We start from the raw sequence: 15,977 nt of genomic DNA, 5'->3' as shown, positions 1-15,977 counted from the left end.
TTCATAATAAAATTCCTCCTAATATTTTAAGTAACTATCTTGAGAGAATAATTAGATTAATTCATTATCAAGAAGTACTTGCTTGTTTTGCTCACTGTGTTGTCTTCTTGATGTCTTTATTCTAAATGTAAAACGCTTTCACTTACATCTATCATTTTTCCGTTTCTCAAAGGAAATGCCTATTGTAGAAAATGCTTTAACAAAAAAAAACAGGGAAACCTCTCCCTGTTCTTGACTTTAGTTATTATTTCTTTAGTAATTTGGCGTATTTTAATACTTCCATACCATTACATGTACCATAATGAACGGTGTTGATTACATCGACTGGAATTCCCTTTTCTTCACCAAGCTTTTTAAGTTCAGGAAGTAAATGGCGAACTTGAGGGCCTAATAGAACCACATCTGCGTCTTTAATATGTTTATAAACAACATCCCCAGGTACGGCCCATATTTTATTATTTTCACCTTGGTCCATTGATGTTTGATTCATTTTTCTAACTAATAAACTTGTTGACATACCAGCTGCACAACATAACAAAATATTCATTAAAATCCCCCTCTACTAAAAATAGTAACCGTTTACAATTATTTCGAAAAAATAGACACCCACCATTACAGCTTTAAGAAGGTGTCTTTAAATTCAAGATAGGACTTGGCTTTTATTAATTGTTGTACTAACTCCCGGTCATCGATTACTTTACCAAGCATATCATACATTCGTTGTAAATCTCCGCTACTATCCTTTTCAACACTGAGTAAACAAACAAATTGGACAAGTTTATCATCCCACTCAATTGGCTTTTGTAATGTACAAATTGACCAAAATGTCTCATCCGTTAATGGATTTAAGGGATGTGGAATAGCAACGAAGTTTCCAAAGGATGTGGAAGAAAGAGATTCTCTTTCCTTCACTGATTCAATGAAAACATCATCAATCAATTCCATTTCTTTTAACTGCGAGAACATGTATGAAAACACTTCATCTTTCGTTAAAAGTGCTTTTTGTAAGAAAACTAGTTCTGCTCTCGTATATTCAAGGGTTGTCGTTTGTTCAGACACAGCCGACCTAATTTTGTTTAAATCTTGGTCACCTAAAAATGTGTTCACATGGATCACTGGGATGGACATTTTTTGCTGAATAGGCACAGTACTAATTATGAAATCTATATCCTGTAAATCCATATGCTGCAGTTTATAAAATTCGGTTGTATTTACAATATCAAGCTTCGGACCAAAAGTTGACTGAAGCTTGTAGTAAAGCAATCTCGCACTACCTACGCCTGATGCACACACGATTAAGCATCTTTTCGGACCATGATGAATTTGCTTTCTCTCCATTGCTACTCCAATATGGAGGGCTAAGTAGCCGATTTCATTTTCGTCAATGTCTATACTCAGCTGTTTTTTTAACTCTTTACCAGCAATGAGTCCTGCTTGGAAGGCAACTGGATAATTCGCCTTGATTTCTTCAATCATTGGATTTCTTAAGTTCATTCCATAGCGGTATCGGTTGATTGCGGGCTTAACATGTAGGCACATTTGTTCAAAGAGTTCTTTATCGTCGCTAATGCCTAATGTTAGCTTCTCATCTATTTTTGCAAGAATGTCAGACACAAGCTGAGCAATTTTTTTATCAATCACTCTCTCTACTTGCTCTCCAGGTGACTTTTCAATCATTTTTGTACCTAAAAGATGGATTGCTATATAGGCAACCTCATTTTCTGGAAAATCAACCCTGAGGCTTTCGCTTATATTTCGGACAATTTTTTCAGCAACGGCATATTCCTTTTGTCCAATAATCTCGTTCAACTCATCAGAATACAACAAAACATGGTTACCTTCACGTATACGCTTACAAGCTATTGCTACATGGATAATTAAGTTATTTAACCCTACATCAGAAAGAGTTATATGATGCTCCCTTATAAGCGCTAAAATAACATTACGAATCACAAGTATTTCTTCTTTGGTTAGGATATTAAGTTGCTCATTGACAATATCAAGTTCGTCTCTCTTTTTATTAAAGATATAATCCGACATACAAAACCGAACCTTGACTTCATCCCCTTTAATCCTTAAGCCATAATTAGGCTTCTTTTCTAGGCTTAGTCCATAACGCGAAAGGATTTTCTTAATATCCTTTACGTCATTCAATATCGTTGAGCGACTGACAAAGATTTCATCAGCTATATGATCAAGCTTTACAAATTTGTTCGTAAGAAGTAGCCTCGTTATTATATACCTGATCCGTTCCTCTGGAGAATCGGGTCTTCCAACGTTGGTCTCTGTCGTATCTTGAAACACTTCATTAATAAAGGTGATGAATCGTTGATTGTTATTTACTACTAGTTCATATCCAGTACCTCTTACTGACTTAATATCTGCACCGTTCTTTTCAAGGATTGCCTGAAGGTCTTTCATATCATTACGAATGGTTCTTGATGTTACTTTAATAACACTAGCTAAATACTCACTCGTAATAGGCACCTTCGCTCCCATTAGTTCTCCGAGTATCATCGTGAGACGAGAAATAATCATTTCGAACCTACTCCCCCAGAATCTTTTCTATCTAAAATATGATTGGTTTCGTTCTACGGACTTTTCTGAAAAGTTAACATTACTCCCTGTTTGTTGTCAAGGTGATAATTAAAATAAGACTTCCTTCTTGATTTTCAATGACTGTACGAATAGGATTACATTGTATATTAATTTATTGGAGGGAATGCCTTGAGTAGCGCTGATAAAGTAATTGGATATGTAGGTACGTACACAAAAGGTGATAGTGAAGGGATTTATCGCTTTGTTTTAGACACAAAAACAGGAAAAATAGAAGAGGTTGAGCTTGCTGGTAAAGTCGATAACCCAACCTATCTGTCTATTACAGGAGATAATAAATTTCTTTATTCCGTTTCGAAAAACGGAGACCTCGGTGGAGTAACTTCTTTTTCAATTGAAGAAGGTACTGGAAAGCTTCAAAAAATTAATGAACAAGGTGCGGCAGGTTCTCCTCCTTGTCACTTAGAAATAAACCCAAGCAATACTGAACTTTTTACCGCGAATTACCATAAAGGTTCGGTAGAAGTTCATCAAGTAAACCCGGAAACTGGTGAAATCCAACCTGCTTCTTCAAGCGTTACCCACACTGGAAGCGGTCCAGATCCTAGACAGGAAAAGGCACATACACATTACTCTGGCCTTACCCCTGATGGAAAATACGTAGTTGCAGTTGAACTTGGGATTGATAAAATCTTTACATATGAACGAAAAGAAGATCAACTTTCCCTTGTATATGAACTTTCTGTTAAACCCGGAAGTGGTCCAAGACATATCGTCTTTCATCCAACGAAACCACTTGCTTATGTCATGACAGAATTTAGCGGTGAGGTTCTTGTTCTTCAATACGATTCTGCTAATGGTAGCTTAAAACAAGTGCAAGCTATTTCTACTCTTCCTTCAAGCTTTACAGAAAACAATCAAGGAAGTGCGATTCACATCAGTTCCGATGGTCGTTATGTGTATGCAGGAAATCGAGGACATAACAGCATTGCAAGCTTTGCTGTCGACGAAAATGGATCACTTTCATTCCTTGAACATACACCAACAGAAGGTGATTGGCCTCGCGACTTTGCACTAGACCCTACTGAATCATATATCGTCGCTTCTAACCAAGAATCAAGCAACCTCGTTCTATTTGCTAGAGACAAGGAATCAGGTAGTCTTCGTCTTCTTCAATCGGACATTACCGTCCCTGATGCAGTTTGTGTGAAGTTCTTATCTATTTAACGTACGAAAGACTACCTTTTGGAGGTAGTCTTTCTTTTTGTCTGTAACACTTCGTAAAAGATAATCCACATATAGGTCCAGAGATATCCTAACGCAAATCCTCCAAATACATCTGAAGGATAATGAGCTAGAAGAACACTTCTGCTTATACCAACCAAAACCACCAATAGACCCGCTACGACTCCTATCATTATTTGAGAAGACTTCTTTTTGATGTGATTAGTAAGAAAATACACGATAAGCAGGTATAAAATAATTCCTAATCGCATGGCCACTTGGAAAACTTAGGCTCAATAAATCTTCAGCTGGAGCCGTTGCCGGCCTTTCTCTCCCTACCAAACTCTTTATATATTTGTTAACGATATTTCCGGAAGCAATAGCCAAAACGAATACAGCAATTGCTGTATAATCTCTTTTTTTCCACCAAAGCCAACCGATAAAAAGTAATGCAATAATGCCGATTCCTTGTTTTGATCCAAGCTCTGAAATTATTACAAAAAAAGAATGTGAGGATTCTCCAAACCATTTACTGATGATTTCTTGACTCCAAAGATCAAAAGAAGATCCCCCCTCAGGCGGTATCCCAGCAAAGAAAAAAATAGATAATAGCAAAGATAAAACCGATAACGCATGTGCCTTCTTAGAATGTACAAAACTCATCTCTCAAATCCAATCCCCTTTTTTACATTTCTTACAACATTTTAGCAAACTTTCTCCATTTTTCCAGCAAAAAAAATGCTATAATTATCTGATATTAATCAAAGGAGTGAAGATTAATTTGCTTACGACACTGTTTACAAAACTAGAAGATTATTATTCTGAAATGGTTGAAATTCGAAGATACTTACATCAGCATCCGGAGCTTTCCTTCCAAGAAGTGAACACGGCTAACTATATCGCATCATATTATGAAAAGCTTGGTGTAGAGGTTCAAAGAGGTGTCGGAGGTAATGGAGTAGTGGCAAAGATCCAAGGAAAGTATCCTGGAAAAACAGTTGCCCTTCGTGCTGACTTTGATGCCCTTCCTATTCAGGACGAAAAGGATGTTCCTTACAAGTCAACTGTTCCAGGTGTGATGCATGCTTGTGGGCATGATGGTCATACGGCGTCTCTACTTGTGCTAGCTAAAGCACTTCATGAATTAAAAAATGAACTCCATGGTACATATGTTATGATCCATCAACATGCAGAGGAGTACGCTCCTGGAGGCGCCGCATCCATGATTGAAGCAGGTTGCCTTAAAGGTGTAGATGTTATCTTTGGGACTCACTTATGGGCAAGCGAACCGACAGGAAACATCCAATACCGTACAGGTCCTATCATGGCAGCTGCGGATCGTTTTGAAATCACCATCCAAGGAAAAGGTGGGCATGGTGCACAGCCACATAAGACAAAGGATTCCATTGTCGTTGGTGCTCAGCTCATCTCCAATTTACAACAAATTGTAAGCAGACGCGTAAGTCCGGTTGAATCAGCTGTTGTAACAGTTGGATCCTTCGTTGCGGATAATGCCTTCAATGTAATTGCCGATAAAGCAAAGCTGATAGGAACTGTAAGAACATTTAATGAAGATCTTCGTGACTTTATTGCTGGTGAAATCGAGCGCGTTGTAAAAGGTACATGCCTCGCTTCCGATTGCTCGTATTCCTACGAGTATGTTAAAGGTTATCCGGCTGTTGTTAACCATAAAGCAGAAACTGAGTATCTGGTTCAACTAGCAAATGAAATAGAGGACATAAAGGTAGTGGAAGAAGCAGAGCTGCAAATGGGTGGAGAAGATTTCGCTTATTATCTACAGCATGTTAATGGAACCTTCTTCTTTACTGGGGCGAAGCCTGTTGGTGTAGAGGTAGCTTACCCACATCATCATCCGAAATTTGATATTGATGAGCAAGCCCTACTCGTAGCTGCGAAAACGCTTGGATCGGCTGCCATTAGTTATAAATAAAGCTTGGAGATAATCTCCAAGCTTTATTCCTTTTAAAGTGCCCTGTTGGAATGAACCTCGCTTTCGGACTCTTCCCCTCTTCTTCCTGCCTCTCCTGTCCAAATCCCTCCCACCTTTGATTCGCCTCACTGTTCCAAATATAAATAAAGCCCTCTAGGTCAACTAATCAACCGTGGGGGCCGTTTTAAGTAATCGAAGTCGATAACAGTTCATTGCCACTTCTCCTAAAGAATCGAGAAGATTGTAATTGGCATACGCCCCAACAACTGCTCCGATTCCAGGTACGAGCTGAAGCATTTTTAAAAAGTCAATATAATCACGGTACTCTTGTTGGAAAGACTGCCATTCGACATCTGTATAATTCTGTTTTCTTTCCTCCCAATTTTCAATGATCTCAAATGTTTCTATTCTTTTCTCATCACTTGAAAACGCAAGTGAAAATACATGTAATATAAATATTCGTTCCTCAAGCTTTTCAGGATTAAATCCGTATATGGAAGCTGTCTCACTTAAATACTTCATTTTGATGGATAATAATAGTGGAAAGTCAGCTAACCCTAAAAATATTCCTCCCGCTCCTGTACCGGCCCCTTCTAATGTTGCTGTTTTTCGATAGAGGGAAAGTTTTTCCGTAGCCAATTTATCTTTTTCCATTAAAGATAAACCTACCAGATTCGCTTTTCTAGTTGTGACATACGATCCCAATAATAAAGCCTTTACCATTTGCTTAATGCTGTCGGTAATCACTTGATGCACCTTTGAAGGGATCAATTCATTAATTTTCCCTTGTGCTTTTTTTGATACCCTCTGAAGGAGAGGAGATTTTTTTGATAACCTTCGTTTCCATAGGACGATATCATGATAAACCTTTAATTCGTATTCATTCATTACAAGATCCCCCTCCTCCTTCTTTATACGGATGAACAAAACCATTTGTTTCAAAAAAAGAAGAAGGCATTTGCCTTCTTCACTTTAATGTTGCTTATTTGGAAGCCTCTTTTCCGGATGACCATTTCCACGCTTCTTATTTTTCAGATCCTTTTTTTTATTTTCTGCCAGTTTTTCAACAAATTCGCTTGTGTTTTCCATTATGACTCCCCTTTCTATTCTGGGTAGTCATAGTGTAACCAGCTTTATAAATTTTACGTCAGCTTTTTATGACTGTATTGATAAACGAACAAATAACTAAAAGCAATTCCGGCAACTAATGCAATACCACTGACAAGCCATTCCCCTTTCATAACAATGGGAACGGACAGTAATAAGGACTGAATACTTAATACAACAAAAAGAAGCTTTTGGAAGGAACGTTTCTTCGTTATTTCTATTACAGGATATAATTGAATCCACAACTTATTTTGATGATGATTCCATAGTGGGAGCAATTGAAAACCTGTTAGGTAAATAAACAAAATCACAAAAAGTATTTGTCCATATCCAAAGGTTACAAAATACAGGATCAGTCCTCCAATAACAGTTAGTCGTATCCATAAGCCAAGATAATCTCCACCTCGAATAAATGTTTGAAGAAATAAATGTAGAAATGTAGCCTCTTGTTTATACGGTAAACTTGAAGTAATCCAGTCTAACCACCTGCGTCTCTTTACCTCATCCTTTAATTTAGGGACATCTGTGAATAAATTAGCTAAGCGATAAAATGACATCATTCTTCTTTCTTCCAGTTGAATGAGACGCTCCCATTTTAATCCTTTTTTCTTGGTTTGCTTGTAGTATGTAAATAATAAAAGGAGTAATAAGCCCCCGACAACTGCAACAAACCCAAATACCGCTTGATTAAAAAGAAGATATAAAAATACCCCGTTCACCACAAATCGGATGAACGTATCCAGCCTCTGAGTGGACTCCTCGACATAATATTGCACTCTCCATCTGATAAACAGATTGATTAGCTTAAGCCCAGCTAACACAACTAGAAACGGAAGGAAATGCTTAAAACCACTCCCTGTCACTTGAGCATATATCGGCATAAGGACACCAAGAAAGAGCACTATTAAATACAATCCAATAAAAAAGCTCAAAACAATACTGCGATTAAAATATGATTCAAGTCTTTCCTCTAGTGCAAGAAGAAATACTTTATCCGGATCAACTACAAAAGTAAAAATCGGACTGATTGTTATTACCAGTGACAAGACGGTTGCCATTAATAAGGCTACGGGAAAATCACCAGATAAAGTCTTTACCCACTCCTGATAATAAAATGCAGCCGTTCCTAATAAAAAAACAAGGACAATGACGATATGACCGTTAAAAATATATCGAGAATAACGACCAATTTCTTTACTTGCTGTTCCGAGGCGCTCCCTCCAAAGCTTCTGTGCATCAAACATAATCTTCTTCCTTTGTGAGCTGAATATATAAATCATCAAGTGTAGCTTCAGGCATCGAAAATTGTTCCCTTAATTCTGTTAAAGTGCCCTTAGCACGAACCTTACCTTCATGTAGGATAACAAAACGATCACAGTACCTTTCAGCAGTAGCAAGTATATGAGTAGACATCAGGATACCCGCACCGCTTTCCTTCATCGTTTTCATTAAATCTAACAAAGATTGTATTCCAAGTGGATCAAGTCCTACAAAGGGTTCATCAACAATGTAAAGGGAGGGCTGTACTAAAAAGGCACACATAATCATCACCTTTTGTTTCATGCCTTTTGAGAAATGGGCAGGAAACCATTTAAGCCTCTTATTCATTCTAAATTCCTTCAACAGAATATCTTTTCTCTCCTGAAATGTCTTTTCATCAAGACCATATGCCATAGCAGTTAAACGTAAATGCTCATCTAATGTTAGCTCATCATAGAGAATCGGCGTTTCTGGTACAAATGTAAATTCTCTTCTATATTCCTCTTTGTTTGTATGTATTGCCTTCCCATTTATCGTAATTTCACCCATTTGTGGCTCCATTAATCCAATAATATGTTTAATCGTCGTGCTTTTACCTGCCCCGTTTAATCCGATTAAACCTACAATTTCATTTGCTTTTACATCAAAAGAAATATCTTTTAAAACAGGGTTTCTAGTATATCCACCAGTAATATTTGAAAGCTGCAAAAGTGTCATATATCTTCCTCCATCTGTTGTTAGCACCATTTTAACAAATTGTCATCCTAAAAAATAGAAATAGGTATTTTTAAAAAAATCATGCATCTACGTATATAACCCTTTATTGCGGGCATGATAATATTCGAAGGGGAGCAACAGTAGATGTTCAATCATCGAAATGAGGTGTCAGTGGGCGATAATAATCAATCACGATACGTTTAACGTTCCTATATGCTTTGATCTTACCCACATTTTTATAAATGAGGTGTTCGCAAAAGACCAATCTGCCATGCTTTATAAGTTGTAAAACATATAAAGATAAGGGGATGGTTCGCTTGAACAAAGGATCGAAATCTCTATAGACAAACAATTCATTTTTTAAATGAGGTGTTTATCAAAGAGAATTTATTGCTATAGAACGATAAAAAGCTTTCCCTTCAAGAATGGGCGGGATTCCTTGCGAATCCTGCCCTCTTATTTGTTAAAATGATATGGTAAAATATACATATATATGAGTAGGAGGGAAAAATAATGAGCGACTGTATTTTTTGTAAAATAGTGAATGGAGAAATTCCCGCATCCAAAGTATTTGAAAATGAACATGTTTTGGCGTTTTTAGATATTAGCCAAGTGACAAAGGGACATACACTAATCATTCCGAAGGTACATAAGGAAAATCTATACGAATTGACTCCGGAAATTTCTAGTGAATTATTTAAAATAGCACCGAAAATTGCCAATGCTATTAAAGATACCTATCATCCAGTAGGTTTAAATCTTGTTAATAACAATGGAGAAAAAGCTGGACAATCGGTGTTCCACTTCCATATGCATCTTATTCCTCGTTATGGAGACGGAGATGGCTTTGGAGCAATTTGGAAATCTAACCAAAGTAACTATACTCCAGATGACCTTCGTAAAATTGCTGATTCTATCAGTAGTCAACTGTAAGACTGTTCTTTTTGAACAGTCTTTTTTATACCTTTTTAAAATTTTCATAATGTTCAAATTCTCGTCTTTACATAGTACGATTTTCTGTTAGGATAAATATATCTTTTTTCTTTGTTGCTTTAAACCGTAAACATCTAAATGGAGGTATGAATTGTATGAATCGTGCACTAAATTTTAATGCAGGACCAGCTGCTCTTCCTGCGGAGGTTCTAATCGAAGCTCAAAAGCATTTACTTAATTTTAACGGTACAGGCATGTCGGTTATGGAATTAAGCCATAGAAGCAAGCCATATGAGGAAGTTCACGATGGTGCCATCTCAAAGCTTAGAAAACTTATGAACATTCCTGATGATTATGAAGTCCTTTTCTTACAAGGTGGAGCTAGCACTCAGTTTTCTATGATTCCGATGAACCTACTACAGGAAGGTCAAACAGCTTCCTACATCCTTTCTGGTGCTTGGTCAGAAAAAGCATTAAAGGAAGCCAAAAAGGTTGGACAAACAAGCATTCTTGCTTCAAGTAAAGATAGCAATTATAAATCTATTCCAGAGTTCAAACTTTCAGATCTTACATCTGATACTGCCTACCTGCATATTACAAGTAACAACACGATTTTTGGTACACAATGGCAAAGCTTCCCAGACTCACCTGTTCCTTTAATTGCCGATATGTCGAGTGATATTTTAAGCAAAAACTTACAGGTTGAAAAATTTGATTTGATTTATGCTGGAGCACAGAAGAATTTAGGACCTTCAGGAGTTACTGTTGTTATTATGAAGAAAAGCTTGTTAGAACGCTCTACAGATGCGTTACCAACCATGCTTAATTACAATACGTATGCATCAAACAATTCCTTATATAACACACCTCCTACAATCGCTATTTATTTATTGAAGCTTGTACTTGATTGGGTTGAAAATCAAGGCGGTGTTACAGCAATAGAAAAACTAAATGATCAAAAAGCTAAACTTCTTTATGATGTCATTGATGAAAGTGAAGGTTTTTATAACGGGCATGCCACACCTAATAGCCGTTCAAAGATGAATGTGACTTTCACTTTACAAAGTGAAGAATTAACAAAAGCTTTCCTTCAACAGGCAAAAGAAGAAGGCTTTGTTGGGTTAAATGGTCACCGTTCAGTCGGTGGTTGCCGTGCTTCTATTTATAATGCTGTTCCTCTTGAGAACGTTGAAAAACTAGCTGAATTTATGAAGAAATTTTCACAAAGATAATTACCAGAATAGTTAACTTTTTTTAAAATTAGTAGTGTGATATAATAAGAGCAAGTTTTTCGCTATAGGCAAGGAGTGCACTATAGGAGGAACGAAAATGAGAGTAGAACAGACGAGGAGAGATGAGAAATGAATACGAAAAATCTTGTTGCATTATCATTACTAGTGGGTATGGGTGCGGTATTACATGCAGTTGTTCCACCAATTCTTTTTGGAATGAAGCCTGACATGATGTTAACAATGATGTTCCTAGGAATTATGCTATTCCCAGAGAAGAAAAATGTATTGCTGGTTTCTTTAGTTACAGGCATAATATCTGGTTTAACTACGAGCTTCCCTGGAGGTTTATTCCCGAACATTATTGATAAGCCAATTACTGCTTTTGTTTTCTTTGGAATATTTCTAGCTCTTAAGAAATTCAGAAACAATATGGTAAGTGTTGGTGTATTGACTGCTGTTGGTACAGTTGTGTCCGGTATTATTTTCTTAGGTTCAGCAAGTATAATTGTTGGATTACCTGGTCCATTTGCAGCATTATTTGCTGGTGTGGTCTTACCTGCTACTGTAGTTAACACGATTGCTATGATTGTACTTTACCCAATTGCCTATGTAATTGTTAAGAGAACGAAACTCAACCAGCAAGTAATTTCTGGTTAAGTAGAAAAGAACCCTTTAATGGGTTCTTTTCTATTTTATACTGGATAAAAGAATGGCAGCTAACAAAAGGATAAGACCAGTCCCCATTAATGTGCTTGCCCTTTTTTTTAACAGCTTTTTTGGAGGATAAAATCCTGGCTTCATTAGTGATAAGACAAAGAAAAATGCTGCTAATAAACAAATAATGCTTATCAGAAATAATATGCTAACCATCCAGACCACCTTCTTGTTCGTGAAATATTTATATATATGCTTGGGATCGGGAATCTATGTGATACTGGATGTTTACCAACAATAAATCATGTTAATATAAATCTTATAAACCATATTTAGGGGTGAGTTTATGAATGCAAAGAAAGTCCTTCTTGGAATGGTAGTTGGAGGAATTGCTAGTGGTGTTGCTACATTACTAACCACACCTCGATCTGGCGAAGCCCTTCGAAAAAATTTAGTACGCTCTGAGGAGGAATGGAGCCAAAAACTGTCCACTTTGGGAGCTTCATTACGTGATGTGAGCAATGAAGTCGCTTACGTCTCTAAAGAAGGCAAAGTTGTTCTAGCGAACTTGATTAAAGATATTAAAATTAGTGTACAAGCCTGGAAGGATTCAACAACCAGCAACCAACAAACAATAAAAGTGGAGCTTGAATCGATTCAAGTAGCACTAAAAAAACTAGAAAATGATTTACAAAAAAAATAGTCACTATGGATACAAAAGTTTTTGATTGTCCTTTTTTTCTCAAGAAAAGAAGGATTTTTTTATTTAAGATAGAAATTATCAACTTATTCATTTACGTTTACTACTGCCAGAATTCAATAGATCTGTAGTCAGAATTCAATATTGGAAATAAAATTTCTCCTAATTTCTAAAAATTTTGTAAATTACATCTTTATTAATTTTTGTTTTATTGGCATAATGAAAATAATAGACAAAAAAAGTGGGTGACTAATAGGGATGGCGGATAAAGATTATACAATGAAAGAAGCAATGCTATTTAGTCAGAGAATTGCACAATTAAGCAAAGCTCTCTGGAAGGCAATTGAAAAGGATTGGCAACATTGGATTAAGCCGTATGATCTTAACATTAATGAACATCATATCTTATGGATTGCTTACCATCTAAATGGAGCATCCATCTCTGATGTGGCGAAATTTGGGGTCATGCATGTTTCTACTGCTTTTAACTTTTCAAAGAAGCTAGAGGAGAGAGGACTGTTACAATTCTCCAAAAAAGAAAACGATAAGCGAAACACATACGTACAAATTACGGAAAAAGGAGAAAGCATACTTCTCGACTTAATGGAACACTATGAGCCTTCAAGAAATGCAGCTTTCTCAGGTGCCTTACCATTAAAGGAGCTATACGGTAAGTTTCCGGATATCATTGAAGTAATGGCCATTGTCCGAAATATTTATGGGGATGACTTTATGGAGATTTTTGAAACATCATTCAAAAACATTGAACATGATTTCGAAGAAATAGAAGGAAAGCTTACAAAGAAAAAATCATCATCCGAGTATGTATAATTATAAGTACCTTTTAAGCTCATCCATTAGCGGTAGAAACAGTCTTTGAAGGATACACGCATGGATTACCTCTTTTACTTGTAAGCGTGGGTGTAATTCTTCTTTAAACTTTTTAAAAAGCGGATGAAAGTACACAAAGCCTTCCGCTTTCTGTTCTTCTAATTCTATGCTCATTCGTTCACAATTTGTACAAAATACCTGTACGTCCCTTTCAGATAAACCTCTTTCAATTACCATCAAATCAAACCTAGCTTTATTACTTCCAATCATCTTTAAAAGCAGGGTTTGATGGTATTCTAAGCGTTTTATTCTTTCTAATAACTCCTCGTCAAACATCCTTCTACCTCTTTTCTATTACTTATAATTCTATTGTATATAATGTAAAATAATATGACAAAAAAATTATCGAAAATTGTTTGCTGTTTTCCTATTGATTTTTTCACCTGTTCATCGTAAAGTATCTAAAGTAAGTGGAACATATGAAGCTTACAAAATACTTATATCTCCATTTGGAGGATGATTCGATTGAATTGCTGGAAAACAATAAACTTTACGAGACAATATGGATCGCAGCGTCTTTTTATACTGTCTGCCTTAACTATGTTATTTACTTTTATTCTGCTTTATATTCCGGCAACATACTTATTTGTTGCATCAAACTTCTATGACAATCATTTTATTTATTTTATTTTAGCATTATTTATGTTGTATCCAGCTCATAAATTTCTACACTTTTTACCAATTGCACATTTGAATGATAAGGTTAGAAAAATAGTAGAGATTAAATTCGGTTTTATCCCGACAATCAAAATTCAAATTACAGAACCTATTAAAAAGTATCAGTTTTTAATCGCTCTCCTTTCACCATTTGTAATTATTAATTCGGTGTTGTTAGCATCTTGCTTTTTATTTCCGCATTACGCACACTATTTTACTATTTTAATAGCTTACCACATTGGTATGTCTGTATCTGACCTTATTTGTGGAAAAGATGTAATTAGTGCTCCTAAAAATGCTTTTATTGAAGAAAACGAAGATGGGTATGAAATATTAATTATAAATAAGGATGGGACATCTTACTGATGTCCTGTTTCTCTAATTATTAACAAAATCAATTTTCCTTTTAACTTAAAAATTGATTATGTTACAATACAAGAAAACACCTTCCCATAGGAGGGATAACGATGATATATCTTTTTATAATACTTGCCATTTTTATTTTATTCCAAATTAACAAACTGACAAACTCTCTCTGCTTACAAAAAGAGATTCCTGAAGAACGTCAGCCACAAGTTTTTAGGACAATTAATATATTAATAACGATTCTTCTGATATCTTCCTATGTAGAAATCCTATTTACATAGAACCAAATAAGGAGCGGTGGACATAATCCACCGCTCTTTCTTTTTTATCATCTACTGATTTACAGCCAAGCTGCACCAACGATGATTAAAAGGATGAACAACACTACAATTAACGCGAAGCCTCCACCATACGCGTGACCCATTCTAACACCTCCTCTCAGAGAAAGTACTATATACTATTCAAGTACAGCTACATCCGTTAAAAGGATTTGTTATTTATATGGGAGTTTATAAATATGCTGCCCCCACAATTATCAATAAGATGAACAAAACAACAATTAGCGCAAAGCCATTGTTTCCCATAATTAGAACCTCCCTTTCTCTCTAATTTTTAACGTGGCATTCAAAAAAAAATCTTTAGAATACCCATTTTTTATTGAACTAATTGCTAGTTCCCTTTATACTATGTAACCCACTCTAGAATGGGATGGGCTATTTACTTATTTTTGAAAATTTACCACTTGGGAACAAACATTTTTTTTTGTTCTTCCCATCAGGTATGGTATAGTAATGTTTGTGACCAAAAGATACGAAAATATTTTTGTAGGAGTGTTCAACATGAAAAAATGGATGTTATCCCTCTCAGTCATTGCAGGAATCGTTACTTTATCTGCCTGTAACAATGCCAATGATTCTGCTGCCGTTGTAGAAACGTCTGCTGGGGATATTTCGAAGGACGAGCTTTACGAGGCAATGAAGGAAAAATACGGAGAAGCAACTTTACGTGAGCTTGTTTATGAAAAGGTTCTCTCTAACAATTATGAGGTATCTGATAAGGAGTTAGATGAAAAAATTGCAGAGTTAAAGGAGCAGCTTGGAGATAATTTCGAGGTTGCATTAGCTCAATATGGTTATGATAGTGAAGAAGACCTTCGTGAAACATTCAGAGTTGGTATGCTACAAGAGAAGGCTGCTGTAAAGGATATTGAGGCAACAGAAGAGGAAATGAAGGAATACTACGAAAATTATAAGCCTCAAATCAAAGCTCGCCATATTTTAGTTGAAGATGAGGCAAAAGCTAAAGAAGTAAAAGCTAAGCTTGATGCTGGAGAAAAATTCGAAGATCTTGCGAAAGAATACTCTACTGATACAGCTTCTGCAGCAAACGGTGGGGACCTTGGCTGGTTTGGCGCTGGACAAATGGTTGCGGAGTTTGAAGAAGCTGCTTATGCACTTGATGTGAATGCAATTAGTAACCCAGTTAAAACGGAACATGGGTACCATATTATCCAAGTAACGGAAAAGAAAGAAAAGCAATCATATGAAGATATGAAAGCAGAAATCGAGCATCAAGTAAAAGTGTCCAAGCTTGATGAAGCTTCTATTACTGAGGCAATGGAACGTGAGCTTAAGGATGCAAAAGTTGAAATCAAAGATAAAGATCTAGAAAAAGCATTGGACAGTGAGCAAGCGGCAACTCAAGGTTAATAATAATAAAAAAGGTTCCA

At 36.1% G+C, this 15,977-nt stretch carries 22 protein-coding genes; 10 read left to right on the top strand and 12 right to left on the bottom strand.

All coding sequences use genetic code 11. The annotated features are described in order from the left end of the window. Positions 1-244: 244 nt before the first annotated feature. Positions 245-547 carry a PTS sugar transporter subunit IIB gene (locus BKO01S_RS20720; protein ID WP_066059014.1) on the bottom strand — a complete coding sequence of 101 codons (303 nt, stop codon included), beginning with the start codon at positions 545-547 and terminating at the stop codon, positions 245-247. A gap of 65 nt (positions 548-612) precedes the next feature. Further along, positions 613-2,538, bottom strand: a complete 1,926-nt coding sequence (locus BKO01S_RS20715) for a BglG family transcription antiterminator (RefSeq protein WP_066059012.1) — start codon at positions 2,536-2,538, stop codon at positions 613-615. A 189-nt stretch (positions 2,539-2,727) separates the two neighbouring features. On the opposite strand from BKO01S_RS20715, the gene BKO01S_RS20710 reads away from it, so the two are divergent. After that, positions 2,728-3,783 (top strand): lactonase family protein, encoded by a 1,056-nt coding sequence (locus BKO01S_RS20710; protein WP_066059008.1) that lies wholly within the window; start codon positions 2,728-2,730, stop codon positions 3,781-3,783. A gap of 11 nt (positions 3,784-3,794) precedes the next feature. Here the strand turns inward: BKO01S_RS20710 and BKO01S_RS25255 are convergent, their stop codons facing one another. Both BKO01S_RS25255 and BKO01S_RS20700 read right to left on the bottom strand, forming a co-directional pair. Continuing rightward, on the bottom strand, positions 3,795-4,052 hold the full coding sequence (locus BKO01S_RS25255; protein ID WP_084362162.1) for a phosphatase PAP2 family protein: 258 nt from the start codon (positions 4,050-4,052) through the stop codon (positions 3,795-3,797). Then, complete coding sequence (locus tag BKO01S_RS20700) at positions 4,003-4,443, bottom strand: phosphatase PAP2 family protein (protein ID WP_066059001.1); 441 nt, start codon at positions 4,441-4,443, stop codon at positions 4,003-4,005. The genes BKO01S_RS25255 and BKO01S_RS20700 overlap by 50 nt, the downstream gene beginning before the upstream one ends. A 118-nt stretch (positions 4,444-4,561) precedes the next feature. On the opposite strand from BKO01S_RS20700, the gene BKO01S_RS20695 reads away from it, so the two are divergent. Then, complete coding sequence (locus BKO01S_RS20695; RefSeq protein WP_157077430.1) at positions 4,562-5,731, top strand: M20 family metallopeptidase; 1,170 nt, start codon at positions 4,562-4,564, stop codon at positions 5,729-5,731. 162 nt (positions 5,732-5,893) lie between these two features. Here BKO01S_RS20695 and BKO01S_RS20690 read toward each other — a convergent pair whose 3' ends face one another. The 4 genes from BKO01S_RS20690 to BKO01S_RS20680 all read right to left on the bottom strand — a co-directional run bounded on the left by BKO01S_RS20690 (position 5,894) and on the right by BKO01S_RS20680 (position 8,815). Then, positions 5,894-6,619, bottom strand: a complete 726-nt coding sequence (locus BKO01S_RS20690; protein ID WP_066058997.1) for an EcsC family protein — start codon at positions 6,617-6,619, stop codon at positions 5,894-5,896. Positions 6,620-6,703: 84 nt separating this feature from the next. After that, positions 6,704-6,820 carry a DUF4023 family protein gene (locus tag BKO01S_RS24070; protein ID WP_084362161.1) on the bottom strand — a complete coding sequence of 39 codons (117 nt, stop codon included), beginning with the start codon at positions 6,818-6,820 and terminating at the stop codon, positions 6,704-6,706. 53 nt (positions 6,821-6,873) lie between these two features. Further along, positions 6,874-8,082, bottom strand: coding sequence for an ABC transporter permease (locus BKO01S_RS20685; RefSeq protein WP_066058994.1), 1,209 nt, complete (start codon positions 8,080-8,082; stop codon positions 6,874-6,876). After that, positions 8,075-8,815 carry an ABC transporter ATP-binding protein gene (locus tag BKO01S_RS20680; RefSeq protein ID WP_066058990.1) on the bottom strand — a complete coding sequence of 247 codons (741 nt, stop codon included), beginning with the start codon at positions 8,813-8,815 and terminating at the stop codon, positions 8,075-8,077. The genes BKO01S_RS20685 and BKO01S_RS20680 overlap by 8 nt, the downstream gene beginning before the upstream one ends. A gap of 513 nt (positions 8,816-9,328) precedes the next feature. Here BKO01S_RS20680 and BKO01S_RS20675 point away from each other — a divergent pair. The 3 genes from BKO01S_RS20675 (at position 9,329) to BKO01S_RS20665 (ending at position 11,637) form a co-directional block, all read left to right on the top strand. Continuing rightward, the gene (locus BKO01S_RS20675; RefSeq protein WP_066058987.1) at positions 9,329-9,748 is read left to right on the top strand and encodes an HIT family protein; all 420 of its coding nucleotides are present in this window, start codon (positions 9,329-9,331) and stop codon (positions 9,746-9,748) included. A gap of 155 nt (positions 9,749-9,903) precedes the next feature. Further along, positions 9,904-10,980: a 3-phosphoserine/phosphohydroxythreonine transaminase gene (gene serC, locus BKO01S_RS20670; protein WP_066058985.1), complete on the top strand. Its 1,077-nt coding sequence runs from the start codon at positions 9,904-9,906 to the stop codon at positions 10,978-10,980. A 129-nt stretch (positions 10,981-11,109) separates the two neighbouring features. Next, complete coding sequence (locus tag BKO01S_RS20665; RefSeq protein ID WP_066058982.1) at positions 11,110-11,637, top strand: tryptophan transporter; 528 nt, start codon at positions 11,110-11,112, stop codon at positions 11,635-11,637. Positions 11,638-11,667: 30 nt separating this feature from the next. Here the strand turns inward: BKO01S_RS20665 and yhzF are convergent, their stop codons facing one another. Then, the gene (gene yhzF, locus BKO01S_RS20660) at positions 11,668-11,850 is read right to left on the bottom strand and encodes a membrane protein YhzF (RefSeq protein ID WP_066058979.1); all 183 of its coding nucleotides are present in this window, start codon (positions 11,848-11,850) and stop codon (positions 11,668-11,670) included. 130 nt (positions 11,851-11,980) lie between these two features. Between yhzF and BKO01S_RS20655 the strand changes: the two genes are divergently transcribed. Both BKO01S_RS20655 and BKO01S_RS20650 read left to right on the top strand, forming a co-directional pair. After that, complete coding sequence (locus BKO01S_RS20655) at positions 11,981-12,337, top strand: YtxH domain-containing protein (protein ID WP_066058977.1); 357 nt, start codon at positions 11,981-11,983, stop codon at positions 12,335-12,337. A gap of 255 nt (positions 12,338-12,592) precedes the next feature. After that, complete coding sequence (locus tag BKO01S_RS20650) at positions 12,593-13,165, top strand: HTH-type transcriptional regulator Hpr (RefSeq protein WP_066058975.1); 573 nt, start codon at positions 12,593-12,595, stop codon at positions 13,163-13,165. Here the strand turns inward: BKO01S_RS20650 and BKO01S_RS20645 are convergent, their stop codons facing one another. Next, positions 13,166-13,501 carry a DUF1878 family protein gene (locus BKO01S_RS20645; RefSeq protein WP_066058972.1) on the bottom strand — a complete coding sequence of 112 codons (336 nt, stop codon included), beginning with the start codon at positions 13,499-13,501 and terminating at the stop codon, positions 13,166-13,168. 189 nt (positions 13,502-13,690) lie between these two features. On the opposite strand from BKO01S_RS20645, the gene BKO01S_RS20640 reads away from it, so the two are divergent. After that, entirely contained in the window at positions 13,691-14,248 is a 558-nt protein-coding gene (locus BKO01S_RS20640) for a DUF3267 domain-containing protein (protein ID WP_232311289.1), read from the top strand. A 101-nt stretch (positions 14,249-14,349) separates the two neighbouring features. Next, positions 14,350-14,529, top strand: a complete 180-nt coding sequence (locus BKO01S_RS24920) for a hypothetical protein (protein WP_066058965.1) — start codon at positions 14,350-14,352, stop codon at positions 14,527-14,529. Positions 14,530-14,588: 59 nt separating this feature from the next. On the opposite strand, the gene BKO01S_RS20630 is transcribed toward BKO01S_RS24920, so the two are convergent. Then, a complete protein-coding gene (locus tag BKO01S_RS20630) occupies positions 14,589-14,672 on the bottom strand; it encodes a YjcZ family sporulation protein (protein ID WP_060670486.1) in 84 nt (27 codons plus the stop codon). An 85-nt stretch (positions 14,673-14,757) separates the two neighbouring features. Further along, a complete protein-coding gene (locus BKO01S_RS24065; protein ID WP_084362165.1) occupies positions 14,758-14,832 on the bottom strand; it encodes a YjcZ family sporulation protein in 75 nt (24 codons plus the stop codon). A gap of 255 nt (positions 14,833-15,087) precedes the next feature. Between BKO01S_RS24065 and BKO01S_RS20625 the strand changes: the two genes are divergently transcribed. Continuing rightward, on the top strand, positions 15,088-15,957 hold the full coding sequence (locus tag BKO01S_RS20625) for a peptidylprolyl isomerase (RefSeq protein ID WP_066058962.1): 870 nt from the start codon (positions 15,088-15,090) through the stop codon (positions 15,955-15,957). The last annotated feature ends 20 nt before the right edge of the window (positions 15,958-15,977 follow it).

Source organism: Robertmurraya korlensis NBRC 107688 (genome assembly GCF_001591645.1).
Taxonomy (GTDB): domain Bacteria; phylum Bacillota; class Bacilli; order Bacillales; family Cytobacillaceae; genus Robertmurraya_A.
This window is presented reverse-complemented; position numbering and strand designations above follow the sequence as displayed.